Raw genomic sequence first — 19,008 nt, 5'->3', positions numbered from 1 at the left:
TTATGACATTGCCTCAGACATAAAGAATAAATTTCATTCACTCAACTATACTCAAAAATATACTCTTTTCCATTATATATTGCAGGATGCAATATAGGCTGACAAAAAAGGAGTTTTATATGAAATTTAATTATTTAGTTGCCCCCTTCATCTTAATACCGTTCAGTGTATTCAGCCAAACTTCCTCTGATGTGACCGCATTGTCGATTTCACAAAATCCGGATAATAAGAATAAGCACATCATCACCTACTCTAACGAAATGGATAATTTAACATCAGGTCATTCTAATGCGCGAAGCATGGATTATCCCACTCAAATTATTCGTATGGATAAAACAATTGAAAATCAACAAATCAGCTGCGATGAAGTAAATGAGCAGATTGATCAGATTTTAGTACAGCACATTGTCAATGAGAAATTTACTTATGCCATATACATTAGCTGTTACTACCATCCAGAAACAAAACTGGCAACCCAATTTATCATCAACAGTTATTTCGATCCGGTTAGTGATGAAGCAATTACCTATTTAGAATCTTATCTGAATAAATATAATGGTTCGGACCTACTAGGAACGAAATATAAAATTGAATCAGCGAAAGGGGTAATTGTTTCATTGGAGATTGCCGCCGGAATGAAAAAAAAACGCAACCGGCCACCATTTATAGAATATAAAAAAGATAAAGGAAACGCTTATTTTAAAAGTAATTATGAGATAAAGAACAAGCTATTCAGTGATATTTATGAAAATTTTTTTAGTACCGACCCCAATAAAATACTTCCATTTATCGATAAATGGATTTCATTACATATGGGTTCAATGTACAAAGCAGTTTTAAGAGACTCGAATTTCGTCGAATTGCAACCGGAAAAAATTTTTCTTATGGAAAATGAGGAACTATTTGTTTCGAATTTTAAACAATATTTTGCACATTTTTGTGAACCCTACGACAATCATAGATGCTTGAATCCTTCAGGAATGATTGACGGGGAAACAAATTATCCAGAAGAGGCCTCATAGTAAAGTGCTAAATGGACTCAGGATGTGAATCAATACCTGGTTGCCAGCAACCAGGCTACTGCTCTAAATCAGAAAAACGATTGCAATTTATCCTAACTCAGGTTCATATGCAGACACTTTCCTCGGTTTTAAAGGTTCTGCACCCTGCTCCTCCGCAAGAGCTTTATCATTTACAATTTTAGTGACGCACGCGTCAGACCAAACATTTAAAGCAGTTTCCAACATATCAATTAAACCATAAAATGGTAAAATCACACCCATAAGCACAATAGGAACATTCATACTAGACAACAAACTGATACTCAGAAAGAAACATCCCATAGGCACACCCGCATTCCCAATGGCAGCAACCGTAGCGACAAATATCCATAAAACCATAGTGCCGTAAGAAATGGGCATTCCATGATTTTGCATTAAATAGATAACTGTTGCAAAAATGAAAGCAGCGCACCCATTCATGTTAATGCTGGTGCATAAAGGTAAAACAAAACGGCTTACTGAAGGTTTTACTTGTAAGTTTTTTTCTATAGTATTCATCGTAACAGGCAAAGTCCCGACCGAAGATTTTGAGAAAAAAGCTACGGATAAGGCAGGGAGCATTGCGCGCATTGTTGTAAAAGGTTGAATTTTATTCATTTTCAACCACAAAGGTAATATCACAAAACCTTGAACTAAATTCGCTAAGACTACAATTAATAAATACTCACCAATTCCTTTAATATCCATCCCTGATTGTAATTGAACAACCGTAGAAGTAATGAACCCAAATAAACCTATTGGAATAATTCTAATGATCCAGCGAGTTATAACTAAAAACATACCATGCGCACCACGGAAAAAATGCGTGAGGGTATTACGAGACTCCTCATCAGGTATTTGGCGTACTGCAATACCTATAATGATACTGAGAAAAAGGACACCCATGACTTGTTGCTCAAGAAAAGGAGATAGCAAGTTGGTGGGTATGATATTTGCCAGGTATCCTAGATAACCTAAACAGCTCGTTGCTTTGGTGCTTTGTGCATCTAAATTAACCTGAACGGAGCTGGGTTGAATAAATAAATAAAGTAAGCAGCTGATAATCGCCGCAACTACGGTTGTAGAAAATGTATACTTAATTGTCCGCTGCCATATTTTTTTCATAAAACCATCAGTTTTATAATTCGCCAATGTAACAATGATGGACAAAGAGATAATTGGTAAACTAATGCACTTGAATAGTTTGATGAATAAATCAGAAATGAGTAGTCCCGTCTCTTTTAAAACAGCAATATGGGACATCCCGCTTATGATACCCAAGGCAATCATTACAGCGTAAATTAAAGGGGTACTAAAAATTAATTTTTTTTGTTGATGTGCTGCACACATGATATCAATCCTTAACAAACAAAAGGTTAAAAAGAAAAAGAGGGAATTAGCAGCAACAACAAGAAACGAGTTTAAACTGAGCGAGGGTTGAGCGATGAGATGCTTTCTTCAGGTGAGTTACCATAATAACCTTTTTTAGGCTGATTAAATTATAAACAATGAGAAATATTCTAACACAAAGAATATATTCACTCAAGGAATTTGAATACCAAGATAATCAATCGACTAATTCAATACAATCAATTTGTTGCTTGAAGCGAATAATCCGACGATAAGCATCTTCAATACGTTCTTGCTCAATTTTTTGCTCGAAAATTAAACGCTCAATCATTTCAATTAATTCCGGCGCTGTAATTTTTGACAATTGATTTGCAAAAATGAGCATATCTGCACCCGCGTTGATGGTCAGACAAAGTGCTTCTTCTAAGGAATAATGATCAGTGATTGCCTGCATTTGTAAATCATCTGCAATAATGACTCCATCGTAATCTATAGTCTCGCGCAAGATCCCGGTTAAGATTTCATACGATAAAGTAGCAGGCAAGCCTTGCTTATCAAGTTGTTTGTTCACCACATGGGCAGTCATTATCATAGTCGGTTTATAAGTATCTCGGACTAGCTGATAATATGGAATTAACTCTTCTTTTTGAAAAGTACTTGTGACATCGACAAACCCTTTATGCGTATCACCTAAAGCGCTGCCATGGCCCGGGAAATGTTTATAACAACACGCAATACCATGCTGATAAAAAATTTCGACAAACTTTTGGGCTAAACGAATGACTTCTTTATGATCTGCAGAAAAACTACGCTGTAAATGTCCAATAATTCCTTGTTCTTCTTGTAAATTTAAATCGACAACTGGAGCAAAATTAAGATTAAAACCTAAGGATTTTAATGTAAATGCCATTTGTGTCAATTCACCTTTTAAGGCCTCTGGAGATAAATGGGCCATGCTCGATGCACTCATGGTGGGCATACATCCTTCTACCCGAGCCAAACGATCAATTGCTCCACCCTCGTAATCTATGGCAATCAACAAGGGTAAATCATTATTCTTGTAATTTATTTCCGATGAAAAATAATTGAGTTGATGGGTTAATCGTTTTATTTGAGCCTGGTTCTTCAAATTTTTTCCATACAATCCAGTCGCATGATCTTGATCAAATAATAAAACGCCACCCAATCCATCTGTTGATAACCAATTTGCTATAGGGCTTTTTTCATGAATATCACATCCATCAAACCCCATGACTATCATTTGGCCAATTTTATTTCTGAGGGTAATCATAAGTCGCTCCGTCAACAAGAAGGAAACCTTTTCCTAAATAAGTTGAAATGTTAGCGAGAATCATACATAAAGATAAAAATTAATGCCATTTATATCTTTTTGGGAGGAATTTCAGGAATACCATTAAAATTACAGCTGCAACTTCCTGATGCATCTGGAGGTAAAGGGACTAGTGAAAAGTCATTCGGATAACAAACGGTCAAATTCCAAGCAGAATCACCAGGATTTACTGAGTTGGGTAAAGACCAGTAATTTTTAGCCGTATAAGTTTTACCTTTATCGCTTTCCCAAAAAACTGGAGAAAATTGAGCACGATATATTAATTTTTGTCCAGGATCACAAGGAAAAGTTTGGCGACTCCAGGATTTTCCATTAGGTACGGTAATGGTCGTTAAAATTTTATTGGTTGCAGCATCCATAATGTCTACTGATACATCGTATTTAGTCCAGCAATTGTCTTTAACTAAAGTGTAATAACATGTAATAGCAGCCCATGGGGAACTTGATGAAATAAGACTGGCGATAAAAATAGAAGTTCTTGCTAACATGATTTCATCCCTTTTAAAATGACATTTGATGCAATTATTTTATGTCTAAATAACACGAAAATTGTATGTTTTTTAGATTGCTTTCATTCATAGTATATACAATAACGGTTTAAGATATCATTAAGTTATAAATTTAGTACAACACAGGGTTGATTTTATTATCTGACCTGTATAAGCTTGCCCGAATTGGAGAGATGGCCGAGCGGTCGAAGGCGCACGCCTGGAAAGTGTGTATACGGCAACGTATCGAGGGTTCGAATCCCTCTCTCTCCGCCAAATTTAATTTAAAGGCAGGAAGTATACTGATAACTCTGTCTTTTTTTTATGTTAAATATTCCCATAAGCGCTTTTGCAGTAATGAAACTGAAAATTTTTATTTGTGGGCTTGCAAGAGATTATGATCAATTCATTAGGGATATAGCATATGAAATTAATTATAATAGGATTCTTATTATCATTTAATGCGATAGCGGGCAGCTATTTCCCTCAATCAACTTCACAAGATCAGCCATGGTCTATTACTGCCAGTGCGGGCACAGGTAGTTATCAAATCACATCCCAAGACACACATCCACCAATAGGTCGGCTTGCGTTAGCCAATGAAATGATACTTGCAGGCAATGTTGCTTTGGGATTAGAGTTAGGTCTGCAAACCGGTACACGAATCAAATTAAATATGCCCAAAGAAACCTTACAGGTCATAAAAAAATGGCTTCCCATACATACCACTCTTGCCCCGACACTGGATTTATTGATTACCTCCAAAAGCGATCCCTTGGGTAATACTTCTTTTTTTGCTCAATTAAAAGGAGGATTGGCCTACAGGCATTGGCAGGATCATCGAACTCCCCTTAATGATATTTCCCAATTAGCAGGTGAAATCCAGGCAGGCTTTGGATATCCTATTACTGCATTGGCGAACCTCAACTTATTATATCAGGGGATATTCAGCGGCCACGGTCCTAATTTCCATCTCGATACTTTCAATCAAAAAGAGCAATTATCCAACATACCCACATTACATGCCGTACTCGTTGGCTTATCTGTTAATCTATAACATTCCAGAAATATTATTTGTCCTAAAATGACAACTCTATGATTCTAAAGCCAGTAAAAAAGCTTTGTCATACCGCTTCATAAAATTTTATTGAAATATAAGTCATGAATTGAAACGAGCAAATTAGACTATAATTTAAACTAACCATTTTTATTACTCACAGTGGTCAAAGGGAGTTATCATGAAAGAACAACATTACGCCTATAAAATAACGCATGGCGCATCATCAGGTTTAAATTGTCCCCATAATGCCCTTGAAAAAGATAAAATGGTTGATTTGCTCAAAGAGATAGAAACTAAACATAGCGAAGGAATTTTTTGGATATTCAAGCAATTTGATGATCGGCCTCAGGAACCGCTTTGTATTATCGATTGTGCAAAAAAACGCATTTACTTCCATTATTCCGGTGAAGTAGAGGATTTACAAGACGCAATAGCTAACTTAACTCATTAACTTTGCCTGTTTTAAATAATTTATATGCGTTTTGATTACTTTTTAGTTATTGAAGATACATAAACACTGGACAAATGCCTTATTTTTAGTCACTATTCCCTTCTATTTCTATAAAAAAATTGAATTTATGTCTACCAGAAACAAACTAATTATTTTATTTATAATTTTTTTAAACCTAGCTTCTCTAGTACATGCAGCGCCCGTAAAAAATATTGAAAAGGATGCCGATATTCAAAATGCAGTATTATTTTATATTAATGAGTACCGACAAAAACATGGTTTATCCAAGCTTACTATGGATAAAAAGATTGTAATCCAGGCCCAAAAACACTCTTTGGATATGGCCAACCACCGCATGCCTTTTGGCCATCAAGGTTTTGAAAAACGTATTGCCAATCTTCGTCGACAAATTAAATACGTAGGCGGCGGAGCCGAAAATGTGGCGTACAATTATAAAACAGCAAAAATCGTAGTCAATGGGTGGATTAAAAGTCCAGGACATCGAAGAAATATTGTAGGTAATTACCATTTAACCGGTATTGGCGTTGCCCGTGACAAACAAGGAAGACTTTATTATACCCAAATTTTCCTGCAAAAAGGAAAAAATGCAAAAGCCTACGCAAAAAGAAGGCCTTTTGTAGGGGTGCCCTTCTTTGGGATACAAAGAACCCATTAAATCATGGGTATATCACATCCCATCCTTTGTGGTACGGACATCAGTTAAGAGGTCTTTTCTCTTGTTTTGTATGAATTTAATTCAAGGAATGTCAACTTTAACGAATTCTTTGCAAAAAATCAGAGAAATTATGTGGCATTAGAACCTAGAGTGGCCTATCATAGAATCATAGACAGTACACATTGTTCAGCCAACATTGATTACTTGGAAGCCAGACAGAGAGTGCGGTGTGCAAGCTTAGCATGTACTAAGAAGCCTAAAACACTCCAGAGGAGTCCACCTTGTTAAAAAAGGACTGTACTCAATTTTACTGTCTAACCAAATTTCCAGTAAAAAGGCGTATTGAATACGCCTTTTTTATTGACCGAATACCCCACTGGCAACCCTATTTACGCAATAATTTAACCAAATAAGCACATACAATTCGCTGTTTTTTTTATTTATATCTACTATAATCAGAACCTTATAGTATCTATATTTTTTTAATGCACTGCTTGAGATGGACGGTTTGATCGTATGGATATTTTGTTAATTTTACTGGTCCTAGTCTTTTTTAGCCTGTCATTTGGCCTAATTAGATTTTTTGACTATTTATCCAGGAGCGAAATATGAGCTTATATTTAAGCTGTGGATTAATAGTTATCGGTCTATTAATCTATTTATTATTTGTATTGTTCAAACCTGAATTATTCTAATCCAAAGATACAATTTAAATTGGGAATGGAAGCCTTATGACAAAAGCTGGTTTGTTGCAAATTGTATTGTACCTACTTTTTTTACTGCTTCTGGTAAGACCTTTAGGCCTGTATATGTCACGGGTATATCAAGGAAAACACTGCTATTTAGATTTTATTTTAAAACCTCTTGAAAAATTAATTTATAACCTCTGTGGAATCCATCCTGGAGAAGAGATGGGTTGGCGGAGTTATTTATGCTGTATGCTCTATATAAATATGATGGGCATACTTGTCGTTTATTTAATCCAACGGATTCAATTTTATCTTCCATTAAACCCTCAAGGATTCACCTCGCCCAGCCCAGATCTTGCTTTCAATACTGCGGTTAGTTTTGCCACTAATTCTAATTGGCAAGCTTATGGTGGCGAGATGACCATAAGTTATTTCACGCAAATGTTTGCGCTAACAGTACAAAATTTTATTTCTGCAGCTTCCGGCATGTCCTTATTAATCGCAATCATAAGAGGTATTGTAAAACATGAAAGTAGAAGCCTGGGTAATTTTTGGGTAGATACTGTTCGTGGTATTATTTATATCCTACTGCCCCTTTCATTCATTTTTTCGCTCATCTTATGCTCTCAAGGTGTGATACAGAATTTTAAACCTTATCAGAAAATTTCTCTCCTCCATCCCTTCACCTACCAAAAAACAGCCATAAATAACACGACAATAGAGCCTGTCACAGTGAGTGAGCAAGTCATTCCTATGGGTCCTGTAGCTTCCCATATTGCCATCAAACAATTAGGAACTAATGGTGGGGGGGTTTTTAATACCAATTCCGCGCATCCTTTTGAGAACCCTACGCCTATAACTAACTTTTTGGAAATGATCGCGATTTTACTTATTCCAGCAGCTTTATGTTTTACATTTGGTTCTATGGTACGTGATAAAAGGCAAGGTTGGGCAATATTGGTGTCCATGTCTGTCTTATTTGTTCCTTGTTTATTTTTGGAAGTTTTGATTGAACAAGCGGGAAACCCCGCCTTTCGACAAATGGGTATTGATACTATTGCCCAATCGGAATTATATCCTGCTGGAAATATGGAAGGCAAAGAGACACGTTTTGGTATTGTTAATTCAGCGATCTGGGCAACAGCGACGACTGCATCGGCAAATGGTTCAGTGAATTCCATGCTCGATTCATTTACACCTCTTGGCGGCATGATTCCTTTATGGATGATGCATTTAGGTGAAGTCAGTTTTGGCGGTGTAGGCTCAGGATTATACGGTATGTTGATGTTGATCATTCTTACTGTATTTGTTACAGGGCTCATGGTAGGCAGAACACCTGAATATTTAGGAAAAAAAATTGAACCCTATGAAATGAAAATGGCCTCACTTGCTGTATTAATCATGCCTTTAATTGTTTTAATCTCGACAGCTTTTGCCGTTGTATCTCCTTTAGGGATTTCTTCAATCTCGAATCCTGGTGCTCATGGTTTTACAGAAATACTCTATGCATTTACCTCGTTGGGAAATAATAATGGCAGCTCTTTTGCCGGTTTAAAGTCAAATACATCCTTTTATAATATTTTAGGTGGGATTTTGATGCTGGTAAGTCGTTATTGGCTTGCCATTCCTGCGCTTGCTATTGCTGGCTCGCTGGTTAAGAAAAAACGTATTCCCATTAGCCTGGGTACTTTACCCACGCATACCCCTCTTTTTGTCATATTAGTGGTTTGTATTGTCATTGTTTTAGGGGCATTGTCTTTCTTACCCGCACTCGCGCTTGGACCTATCGTAGAACAGTTAATGCTTTGGGGGAAGTATGGCCATTAAGTCACATTCTATTTGGGATTTTCATATTATCAAAAATGCCTTATGTGAGTCTTTTTTTAAATTAAAGCCACAGGTTCAAATAAAAAATCCTGTTATGTTTACGGTATATATCAGCTCAATTCTTACAACGGTACTTTTCATTAAAGCTTTATTTGGGGATCAAGATGCTCCAGTCTCATTTATATTTAATATAAGTTTATGGCTCTGGTTTACCCTCCTTTTTGCTAATTTCGCAGAAGCGATGGCAGAAGGTCGAGGTAAAGCCCAAGCTCAAGAATTAAGGCGTGCACGTCAAGAAATACAAGCCAAAAGATTAACAAAGGGTAGTAAACAATCCAAATTTACAATTATCCCATCCATCCGCTTACGTGCTGGTGATTTGGTATTGGTTGAATCCGGTGATTTCATACCAAGTGATGGTGAGGTGATTGAAGGAATAGCTTCCGTCAATGAAAGTGCGATAACCGGAGAAAGTGCGCCAGTTATTCGAGAAAGCGGAGGGGATCGAAGTGCAGTGACAGGAGGGACTCAAGTTCTCTCAGATTGGTTGATAATTCGTATTACTTCCAATCCGGGAGAAACATTTCTAGATCGCATGATTGCTCTGGTTGAAGGTGCAAAAAGACTAAAAACACCCAATGAATTGGCCTTGACTATTTTACTGGCAGCTTTAACCATTGTTTTTCTTATAGTATGTAGCACCTTGCTCTCTTTTTCTATATATAGTGTCTCCGTCACCAAATCCGGAGAAACAATTTCAATCACAGTACTCCTGGCACTCTTTGTTTGTCTCGCCCCCACAAGTATAGGCGCCCTGCTTTCTGCAATAGGAATTGCGGGCATGGACCGCATGATCCAGGCTAATGTCATCGCCTTATCGGGACGTGCCGTTGAAGCTGCTGGGGATGTTGATCTCCTCTTACTAGATAAAACAGGAACCATTACACTAGGTAACCGACAAGCAACCGAATTTATACCGGCACAAGGAGTCGATATCAAGGAACTGGCAGACGCGGCTCAATTAGCTTCTTTAGCGGATGAAACACCCGAGGGCCGAAGTATTGTTGTTCTTGCAAAAAGAAAATATAAATTACGTGGCAGAACGCTTGCGCATTTAAAAGCCACATTTATTCCTTTTACAGCACAAACACGAATGAGTGGAGCAAATTTTGGTTCACGGCAAATTCGTAAAGGATCTGCTCAAGCAATCGAAGAATATCTTAACCATTTAGGAGCAGGCATCCCAGAAAACGTAATAAAGAATGTAGAAATTATTTCCCGTCAAGGAGGAACTGCTCTGGTCGTTACAGAGGGAGCAAAAGTATTAGGTATCATCTGGCTCAAAGATATTATCAAAGGCGGCATTCGAGAACGGTTTGCTCAGTTAAGGCAAATGGGAATTAAGACCATCATGGTCACAGGGGATAATCCGCTTACTGCAGCTTCAATTGCTGGTGAAGCAGGAGTAGATGATTTTCTTGCTAATGCAAAACCTGAAGATAAATTAAAATTGATTCGTGACATGCAATCACAAGGCCATTTAGTTGCCATGACTGGTGATGGAACCAATGATGCCCCTGCACTGGCTCAAGCAGATGTGGCTGTTGCAATGAATAGTGGAACCCAAGCTGCTAAAGAAGCGGGCAATTTGGTTGATTTGGATTCAAACCCTACTAAATTAATTGAAGTAGTCGAAATTGGAAAACAACTCCTTATGACCCGGGGAGCGTTGACAACATTCAGTATGGCCAATGATATTGCAAAATACTTTGCCATTTTACCTGCAGCATTTGCAAGTACTTATCCCACGCTTAATATGCTCAACATCATGCATTTAAGTACATCAAAAACGGCAATCCTTTCAACAGTTATTTTTAATGCAATCATTATTATATTTCTTATACCTCTAGCCTTACGAGGTGTGAAATACAGACGCCTTCCCGCAGAACGCCTTTTACAAAATAATGTGCTTTTCTATGGACTAGGAGGATTAATTGCTCCTTTTCTCGGTATTAAAGCAATTGATATGCTCCTGACTTTTCTAGGATTAAGAGGATAAGAAATGATCATAGCCGCGCTCAGGCAAATTAAAACTTCTTTGATATTTTTGCTCCTATTTTCGGTATTAACTGGATTGATTTATCCGGCTGTAGTGACTTTGATAGCCCAAATTTTATTCCCTTTTCAAGCAAATGGAAGTCTGTTGCAGGTGAATCATAAACCCATAGGATCCCTATTAATTGGACAGTACTTTGATACACCTGAATATTTTTGGGGACGTCCTTCAGCCACCCCCCATTTTCCCTATAATGCAGCAAATTCCGCGGGGTCTAATATGGGCCCATCTAACCCTCAATTTTTATCCGTTTTAAATAATCGAATGGACCTTTTACGTCAAAAAAATTCAATGGCGCAGCCCCTCCCCAAAAACAATCCATTAGTCCCAGTAGATTTAGTCACAGCATCTGCTAGCGGGCTTGATCCCGAAATTAGTCCCTTGGCAGCTTATTATCAAATTCCTCGTATTGCCAAAGTACGCCATTTATCAGAAAAAGAAATTCAAGCCTTAGTGAATCAATTTATTAAAGAAAGAACCTTGCATCTTTTTGGAGAGCCTAGAATCAATGTATTAGAGCTGAATTTAGCTCTGGATCATATAAGGACCTCTAAATGACCTACAAGCGACCCGATCCAAATGCTTTATTACAACAGGTAATCGAAGAAGAACGTCAAATACAAGGCGGGAAACTTAAGATATATCTTGGAGCTGCCCCAGGTGTTGGAAAAACTCACTCCATGCTTCATGAAGCATTGGATGAGCAAGCCAAGGGTCTCGATATTGTTGTTGGAATTGTCGAGTCACATGGGCGCATAGAAATTGAAGAGATTCTAAAAAATTTTGTAGTATTACCCAAAATCACAGTGGATTATCATGGAAAAAAACTACAAGAATTTGATCTGGAAGCCGCATTGAAAAGGAATCCGGGTTTAATTCTCATGGATGAAATGGCTCATACCAATGTCAGCGGTTTACGCCATAAAAAACGCTGGCAAGACATTAAAGAAATACTTGATCGTGGCATAGATGTTTATACAACCCTTAATGTACAGCACATAGAAAGCCTCAATGATGATGTCTCACAAATTATCCATGCACGTATCCAGGAAACTGTTCCAGATGCCATGATAGAAAGAGCGAATACCATCGAGTTGGTGGATTTAGCCCCTGAAGATTTATTAAAGCGTCTCGCTGAAGGTAAAGTTTATGTTCCCAAACAAGCTCTTTTGGCTGCAGAGTCTTATTTTCGTAAAGGTAATTTAATGGCCCTGCGTGAATTGGCCTTGCGTACTTTAGCAAAACGAGTGAATACGCAGGTACTTTTGTACAGGCAAGGGCAGGGAATTAGACATATCTGGCCTATTATGGAAAAAATACTGGTTTGCGTGGGACCCGGACCAGAATCTCATAAATTAATCCGTGCAGCCAAACAAATGGCTACAAGTTTGCAGGCAGATTGGATAGCCATTTATGTCGACTCGACTCGAACGCAATTATCCAGAATGCAAAGAAATCAAGCAATAAAAAATTTATTTTTTGCAGAACAGATGGGCGCGGAAACTCACATTTTAATGGGATATGACCTGGTTAAAGAAATTATAAATTTTTCAAGAGAACAAAATGTCACATTAATTATGATTTGCAAACAAATTCGAAATCGCTGGAGAAATTTTTTCTTTCGAAACCTGGCAGATGAAGTATTACGTTATAGTGGAGAAATTGATGTATATACGATGACTGAAAGAGCTAAAAAATCAAAAAAGAGAGCTCTAGTCAAGCCTATGGCTCCCTGGCTTTATTATTCTTTATCATTCAGCATTGTTGTGCTCACAACAATGATTAACTCTCTAATTTACTCTTTGGTTAATGAAAGTAGTTTAATACTTGTATATTTAATCGGAATAATTTCTATTGCGATTTTAGGACGACCTGGTCCTGCAATTTTAGGGGTTATTCTAAGTATTTTGGCCTATGATTATTTATTTATTCCACCCTTCTATAATTTTTTCATTGATAAAGCCGATTATTTTTTCACTTTGGTCTTGATGTTTATTTTAGCGCTTATTATGTGCCAATTAACGATTGTCACTCGTCGTCAGTCAGAAATGACGCATCTTGCAGAATATCAAACATCTGCTTTATATACCCTAACACGCAGATTATCGAGAACACGGGGAATAATCCGATTGCTAAGGATAGGAGTGAATTATATTTCCGAAATATTTCACTGTGAAATTATTGCCCTTTTACCTAAAAACGGACATCTCATCGTGCGTGCCAGAGCAAAAACAAATCAGGAACTTGATGAAAAAGAATATAGTATTGCACAATGGGTATTTGAGTTAGGCCAAAAAGCTGGATGGGGAACAGATACCCTTTCCTTTTCCCCGGCATTATTTATTCCATTAACAGGGACAAAAGGGACCATAGGCGTATTAAGGGTTCTCCCTTTGGATAAGCACAATTTCTCAACCCCTGAAAAAATCCAGCTTTTAGAGTCATGCGCCCATCAAATTGCATTGGCTTTGGAAGTAGACAGTTTACAAGAAGAATATAAGGACAAATAAAATATCTTATTCTATTTTAATATCTATACCTGATAATAATTCAGGATTGTCACAATTTTCAGCTTGAGAGAGCAAGGTATCATCTCTCCTCAAGGTCTTTTCTTAATAAAATATCCAAAGTGAGTATGGAAAATCAGCCTAAATTACAATAGGATGGAACTATTTAGGTAAAAAGGATTTACCCATGATCATCGCCACCTTACGGGAGTCAGGTAATGAAACCCGCGTAGCCATTACTCCCAGTTCAGCAAAACATTTCATAAAATCTGGCTTTGAAGTCGCTATCGAAAAAAATGCCGGTCTTGCTGCTGGTTTCAGCGACAAAGAATATGAACAAGTCGGAGTACAGATACAGGATAAAAAAAATATCCTTTCAAGAGCCAACGTTCTTTTATGCATTAATGAACCAGAACCCAAAGGATTAGCGGGACTCTCTGAAGGCGCCTTAATTATCGGTCACATCGACAATGAATCGGAAAACGAATTAATTTCCTGGTGTAATCAAAATAAAATGACGCTGTTCTCAATGAATCTGATACCACGTATCAGTCGCGCTCAAAGTATGGATAGCCTCTCATCACAATCTAACCTGGCTGGTTATAGAGCAGTTTTAGAAGCATGTACCCAATTTCACAGAGCCATTCCCATGATGATGACTGCTGCAGGAATGATTCAACCAGCAAAAATCCTTATTTTGGGTGCAGGAGTTGCTGGATTGCAGGCTATTGCAACAGCAAAACGTTTGGGCGCTGTTGTTTATGCCTTTGATGTACGTCGAGCAGCTAAAGAACAAGTAGAAAGTTTAGGTGCAGAGTTTATTGAGGTAGGCCAAAATGAAGACAGCGAAACTAAAGGCGGCTATGCCTCCGAAACAAGCGAGGAATACAAACAACTTCAAGCGGAATTAATCGATAAATATGCCAAATTAGCAGATATTGTCATCTCAACAGCACTGATACCCGGTAAAAATGCCCCCATTTTATTGTATCGAAAAACTATAGAGCAAATGAAACCTGGCTCTATAGTTGTCGATCTAGCTACATCTCGTGGGGGTAACTGCGAGCTTAGCATTTTGGATAAAACCATCAAACATGGAGAAGTGACAATCATCGGTTTAAGTAACATGGCAGGACTGGTTGCAGCTACTGCAAGTGAGCTTTATGCCAACAATCTGGTACATCTTGTTAATCTATTAGCGCCAAATCCCCCGGAATTAAGCTTAAACCCGGATGATGAAATCATTCAAGAAGCAACCCTTTGCCATCAAAATCAATACTTCCCCTTCAAGAAAGTTAAGGAGACGCAAAATGCATGAGATAAATAGTTTAGGTAATCCCTACATTACAATACTGACGATATTCGTTTTGGCCTGCTTTGTCGGATACTATGTGGTATGGAAAGTTACTCCTGCTTTACACACCCCCTTGATGTCAGTAACCAACGCCATATCCAGCATTATTGTGTTAGGCGCCCTCATCGCTGCGGGCAGTCAATTGACTGGAAAAATTACTTGGATAGGTGGATTAGCAATTTTTATAACCTCTATTAATATTTTTGGTGGGTTTGTTGTGACCCAACGTATGCTGCGTATGTACAAAAAATAAGTTATCAGTCATTCATGAGGGAATGGATCTTAGGATACCTAGAATCTGTAAATTGAGTAGAACACATCTGGATTTATAGCTAAATTCTAGAATTTGAAAAAATTAAGGCATTACAAAGCCTAACTGTGACACATTTTAAGGATGATTTCTTATGACAACCCTGGTTCCTTTATTTTATTTATTATCTGCTGTGTGTTTTATCCTGGCACTCAAAGGATTAGCGAGTCCAGCATCAGCAAGGAGAGGGAATCTACTGGGTATTGCCGGTATGGTTCTCGCTGTGGGTTCTACCTTGGTGATGCCCACAACCTACCATCAACCCCTCCTTATTGGTTTAATGATTGCAGGCGGCGTCATAGGAACCTTTATCGCCTATAAAATCAATATGACTGCTATTCCTCAACTGGTTGCAGCATTCCATTCATTAGTCGGGATGGCAGCTGTTTTAGTTGCTTTTTGTGCTTTCTTGTCCCCTGCTTCATTCCATATTGGCATGCCAGGAGATATTGCGAAAGCCAGCCTCATTGAGATGAGTCTCGGATTAATTATTGGGGCGATTACCTTCTCAGGCTCGATTATTGCCTTCCTTAAACTACAAGGAATTATGTCGGGTAAACCGATTAAATTGGTGGGTCATAATGTGATTAATCTGATTACTGCCCTGGCAATCCTTATTTTATTAGGCTTGTTTTTTACCAATCAAACCTTAACGTTTTTTAGTGTCATGGCTGGACTGTCTTTTTTGATTGGCGTATTACTCATTATTCCTATTGGTGGGGCGGATATGCCGGTGGTGATTTCTATGCTGAACTCCTATTCAGGATGGGCCGCGGCAGGGATTGGATTTACACTCAGCAACCATCTTTTGGTCATTACCGGGGCATTAGTAGGTGCTAGCGGCGCCATCCTGAGTTACATCATGTGTGTCGGAATGAACCGTTCTATTTTTAATGTGATTTTCGGAGGGATTCAGTCCTCAACCTCTAGTTCACAAACAAATGCTGGCCAAGATTTAAGAACAGTACGCCAAGGGAATGGAGAAGATGCAGCTTTTCTTCTAAGCAATGCTAAAGATGTCATCATCATTCCAGGTTATGGTATGGCAGTAGCCCATGCGCAACACGCCGTCAAAGAATTAGTGGATGCCTTGGCGCATCGAAATATCAAAGTTCGCTTTGCCATCCATCCTGTAGCTGGAAGGATGCCTGGTCATATGAATGTACTCCTTGCTGAAGCAAATATTCCTTATGATATAGTTTTTGAACAGAGTGAAATCAACCGTGACTTCTCAAGCTGTGACGTTGCTTATGTGATTGGAGCCAATGATATAACCAATCCTGCAGCAAAAACAGATCCGGGATCGCCCATTTATGGTATGCCCGTTTTGGAAGTAGAGAAGGCCAGAAATGTGTTATTTGTGAAACGAAGCATGGCTCCAGGATATGCTGGGGTTGAAAATGATCTTTTTTACCATGACAATACCTACATGCTCTTTGGCGATGCGAAAATGATGACTGAGTCCATTGCGAAAGCGTTAGAAACATTATAAATCTTCTTGGGAAACACTTGGGTCAGTTTTAGAAACACAATTGTTTTCCTATCCGAATATATGAATGTTAATTTGCCATACATTCAAAATAAATGTATCTTAGCTCCGTTATTATCATGACGGAGTTATATATAATGCTACGAAAATTTGGACTGGGGTTGTTATGCTTCATCAGCTCTATAAGCACAAGCGCTTATTCTATGGAAAGTCACATGCTCCAAAGAGGAGTTTTAATTGAATATGAGTTGCCTAGCAATGATCCTCAACTTTTTCTGAATTATCTATTCTGGTCGGTAGAAGCCAATTGCAAGATAGATACCGTAGATGATGGAAATGAACTTTACATTGTCGCCATAGCTAAAAAAGGAAAAATCAATGATATTGATTTGTCAGCAGGAGAATCTCTACGAATTACAGTTCACTCAGGTGAGAATCTGAAGATTACTGCAGAGTCAGGCGCCAAAGTCGAAATTACCAATTTAGGACAACATACAGTTAAAGCAACATGTACTGCTTGATCCTGAATTTTTAGACAGTAATACCTGGGTGAGCATTGCGAAACCCAGGATGTTGATATTCTGCATTTCACCTGGGCTCACCGGCTATAATCTTTAGAATAATGAATGATGTAGCGCTTTTTTAATGTTCTCTTGTCCCATGGAACTGAATCTTGGGATACCTTTCTTCAGCCATCGTTAAATTTACTCGAGTAGGCGCAAGATACATCAAAGCATCACTTCCATCCAAAGCCAAATAATCATATGCTTTAGTTCGAAATTCATTCATTGCCTTATCATCATCAGAATAAACCCAACGAGCGCAGGCGACATTCACTGTTTCATAAATACAATCCACCTTATATTCATGCTTTAATCGATGAGCCACTACATCAAATTGCAGAATGCCCACTGCCCCAAGAATTAATTGATTGCTGTTCAAGGGGCGAAATACTTGTGTTGCGCCCTCTTCTGATAATTCAATTAACCCCTTGAGTAAAGCCTTACTCTTCAAAGGATCTTTAAGACGAACCAACCGGAAAAGTTCCGGAGCAAAATTGGGAATGCCTGTGAATTTTAATTGCTCACCTTGAGTAAAGGTATCGCCTATACGGATTGTCCCATGATTATGTAATCCAATAATATCTCCAGGTAAGGCAATTTCTGTGTGAGAACGATCGCCTGCCATGAACGTTAGAGCATTTGAGATCTGTACTTCTTTCCCTATCCGTAAGTGATTGATTTTCATTCCTTTTCTATAAGCGCCTGAACAAATGCGTAAAAAAGCAATCCTATCTCTATGCTTTGGATCCATATTGGCCTGAATTTTAAAAACAAATCCGGAAAAAGCATCTTCTTTTGGAGAAACAATTCGCTCTTGAGCTTCTCTGGATTGCGGTCCAGGAGCATACCGGACGTAATCATCCAGCAATTCTTTAATGCCAAAATTATTAATGGCTGAACCAAAATAAACCGGCGTCATTTTACCTGCTAAATAGTCTTCCAGATTAAATTCATGAGAAGCACCTTTCACAAGCTCAATCTCGTCACGAAGTTCCTGAGCGCTATCACCTAATAACTCGTCCAATAAGGGATTGTCTAAACCTTTTATTTGTGTGGCTTCTTGTTTTTGCGCATTTTTACCGGGCTGGTAAAGATAAACTATATCCTCGTAGCGGTGGTAAATCCCTTTAAAACGTTTTCCCATACCAACTGGCCAAGTGACCGGTGCACATTGAATACCTAAAACAGACTCTACTTCGTCAAGCAAATCAATGGGATCGCGACCTTCACGATCCAATTTGTTAATAAATGTCATAATCGGTGTGTCACGTAAACGGCATACTTCCATTAATTTTACCGTCCGCTCCTCGACACCTTTTGCAACATCAATAACCATGAGGGCTGAATCTACTGCAGTCAGTGTACGATAGGTATCCTCCGAAAAGTCTTCATGCCCTGGGGTGTCAAGCAGGTTCATCACATGCTGGTTATGGACAAATTGCATTACGGAAGTCGTAATCGAAATTCCCCGCTCTTTTTCCATCTCCATCCAATCTGAAGTCGCATGCCGATCAGCCTTACGCCCTTTCACGGTTCCTGCCAACTGAATCGCACCGCCAAACAAAAGCAATTTCTCGGTTACTGTTGTTTTTCCCGCATCAGGGTGAGATATGATCGCGAAAGTACGACGTGTATTAAAATCCTGATAAAAATCGGACATGAAATTCTCTAAATATTATAATGGTAGCTTTGTAGTGAATTTTAAGGCATTCCTGAACAAATACAAGACGAAAAAAT

The 19,008-nt window shown here is 38.3% G+C and carries 17 protein-coding genes, 1 tRNA gene and 1 other RNA gene; 15 read left to right on the top strand and 4 right to left on the bottom strand.

Annotation, left to right across the window (positions count from 1 at the left end):
* Nucleotides 1-119 precede the first annotated feature (119 nt).
* Nucleotides 120-1,022, top strand: a complete 903-nt coding sequence (locus BU07_RS0106960; protein ID WP_031564609.1) for an Lpg0189 family type II secretion system effector — start codon at nt 120-122, stop codon at nt 1,020-1,022.
* Between the two features lie 87 nt (nt 1,023-1,109).
* On the opposite strand, the gene BU07_RS0106955 is transcribed toward BU07_RS0106960, so the two are convergent.
* From BU07_RS0106955 to BU07_RS0106945, 3 genes are all read right to left on the bottom strand, one after another.
* A complete protein-coding gene (locus BU07_RS0106955) occupies nt 1,110-2,390 on the bottom strand; it encodes a dicarboxylate/amino acid:cation symporter (RefSeq protein ID WP_031564607.1) in 1,281 nt (426 codons plus the stop codon).
* 217 nt (nt 2,391-2,607) lie between these two features.
* Complete coding sequence (locus BU07_RS0106950) at nt 2,608-3,681, bottom strand: glycoside hydrolase family 3 N-terminal domain-containing protein (protein WP_031564605.1); 1,074 nt, start codon at nt 3,679-3,681, stop codon at nt 2,608-2,610.
* A gap of 89 nt (nt 3,682-3,770) precedes the next feature.
* Nucleotides 3,771-4,229 (bottom strand): hypothetical protein, encoded by a 459-nt coding sequence (locus BU07_RS0106945; RefSeq protein WP_031564602.1) that lies wholly within the window; start codon nt 4,227-4,229, stop codon nt 3,771-3,773.
* Between the two features lie 188 nt (nt 4,230-4,417).
* Here BU07_RS0106945 and BU07_RS0106940 point away from each other — a divergent pair.
* From BU07_RS0106940 to BU07_RS0106880, 14 genes are all read left to right on the top strand, one after another.
* Nucleotides 4,418-4,505 (top strand) — tRNA-Ser (locus BU07_RS0106940).
* Between the two features lie 148 nt (nt 4,506-4,653).
* Nucleotides 4,654-5,286, top strand: coding sequence for a hypothetical protein (locus BU07_RS0106930; protein ID WP_031564600.1), 633 nt, complete (start codon nt 4,654-4,656; stop codon nt 5,284-5,286).
* A 181-nt stretch (nt 5,287-5,467) separates the two neighbouring features.
* On the top strand, nt 5,468-5,740 hold the full coding sequence (locus BU07_RS0106925) for a hypothetical protein (RefSeq protein ID WP_031564598.1): 273 nt from the start codon (nt 5,468-5,470) through the stop codon (nt 5,738-5,740).
* Between the two features lie 127 nt (nt 5,741-5,867).
* Nucleotides 5,868-6,416 (top strand): CAP domain-containing protein, encoded by a 549-nt coding sequence (locus tag BU07_RS0106920; RefSeq protein WP_031564596.1) that lies wholly within the window; start codon nt 5,868-5,870, stop codon nt 6,414-6,416.
* A gap of 171 nt (nt 6,417-6,587) precedes the next feature.
* Nucleotides 6,588-6,731: non-coding RNA, 6S RNA (ssrS, locus tag BU07_RS17225), on the top strand.
* A 293-nt stretch (nt 6,732-7,024) separates the two neighbouring features.
* Entirely contained in the window at nt 7,025-7,111 is an 87-nt protein-coding gene (locus BU07_RS17885; RefSeq protein ID WP_084157811.1) for a potassium-transporting ATPase subunit F, read from the top strand.
* 36 nt (nt 7,112-7,147) lie between these two features.
* Nucleotides 7,148-8,932 (top strand): potassium-transporting ATPase subunit KdpA, encoded by a 1,785-nt coding sequence (kdpA, locus tag BU07_RS0106915; RefSeq protein ID WP_031564594.1) that lies wholly within the window; start codon nt 7,148-7,150, stop codon nt 8,930-8,932.
* Nucleotides 8,922-10,991, top strand: a complete 2,070-nt coding sequence (gene kdpB / locus BU07_RS0106910) for a potassium-transporting ATPase subunit KdpB (RefSeq protein ID WP_031564592.1) — start codon at nt 8,922-8,924, stop codon at nt 10,989-10,991. Before kdpA ends, kdpB begins: the two co-directional genes overlap by 11 nt.
* Before the next feature lie 3 nt (nt 10,992-10,994).
* Nucleotides 10,995-11,606, top strand: a complete 612-nt coding sequence (gene kdpC / locus BU07_RS0106905; protein ID WP_031564590.1) for a potassium-transporting ATPase subunit KdpC — start codon at nt 10,995-10,997, stop codon at nt 11,604-11,606.
* Nucleotides 11,603-13,558: a DUF4118 domain-containing protein gene (locus BU07_RS0106900; protein ID WP_031564588.1), complete on the top strand. Its 1,956-nt coding sequence runs from the start codon at nt 11,603-11,605 to the stop codon at nt 13,556-13,558. The genes kdpC and BU07_RS0106900 overlap by 4 nt, the downstream gene beginning before the upstream one ends.
* 184 nt (nt 13,559-13,742) lie before the next feature.
* Nucleotides 13,743-14,873, top strand: a complete 1,131-nt coding sequence (locus tag BU07_RS0106895) for a Re/Si-specific NAD(P)(+) transhydrogenase subunit alpha (RefSeq protein WP_031564585.1) — start codon at nt 13,743-13,745, stop codon at nt 14,871-14,873.
* On the top strand, nt 14,866-15,162 hold the full coding sequence (locus BU07_RS0106890) for a proton-translocating transhydrogenase family protein (RefSeq protein WP_031564584.1): 297 nt from the start codon (nt 14,866-14,868) through the stop codon (nt 15,160-15,162). Before BU07_RS0106895 ends, BU07_RS0106890 begins: the two co-directional genes overlap by 8 nt.
* 151 nt (nt 15,163-15,313) lie before the next feature.
* A complete protein-coding gene (locus tag BU07_RS0106885; protein ID WP_031564582.1) occupies nt 15,314-16,711 on the top strand; it encodes an NAD(P)(+) transhydrogenase (Re/Si-specific) subunit beta in 1,398 nt (465 codons plus the stop codon).
* Between the two features lie 212 nt (nt 16,712-16,923).
* Nucleotides 16,924-17,229: a hypothetical protein gene (locus tag BU07_RS0106880; protein ID WP_341273450.1), complete on the top strand. Its 306-nt coding sequence runs from the start codon at nt 16,924-16,926 to the stop codon at nt 17,227-17,229.
* Between the two features lie 121 nt (nt 17,230-17,350).
* On the opposite strand, the gene BU07_RS0106875 is transcribed toward BU07_RS0106880, so the two are convergent.
* Nucleotides 17,351-18,931 (bottom strand): peptide chain release factor 3, encoded by a 1,581-nt coding sequence (locus BU07_RS0106875; RefSeq protein WP_031564577.1) that lies wholly within the window; start codon nt 18,929-18,931, stop codon nt 17,351-17,353.
* Nucleotides 18,932-19,008: the final 77 nt, after the last annotated feature.

The sequence above is a fragment of the Legionella wadsworthii DSM 21896 = ATCC 33877 genome, from assembly GCF_000701265.1.
In the GTDB taxonomy this organism is placed as follows: domain Bacteria; phylum Pseudomonadota; class Gammaproteobacteria; order Legionellales; family Legionellaceae; genus Legionella; species Legionella wadsworthii.
Note: the sequence above shows the minus strand (reverse complement) of the source record. Positions and strands in the feature narration are given on the sequence as shown.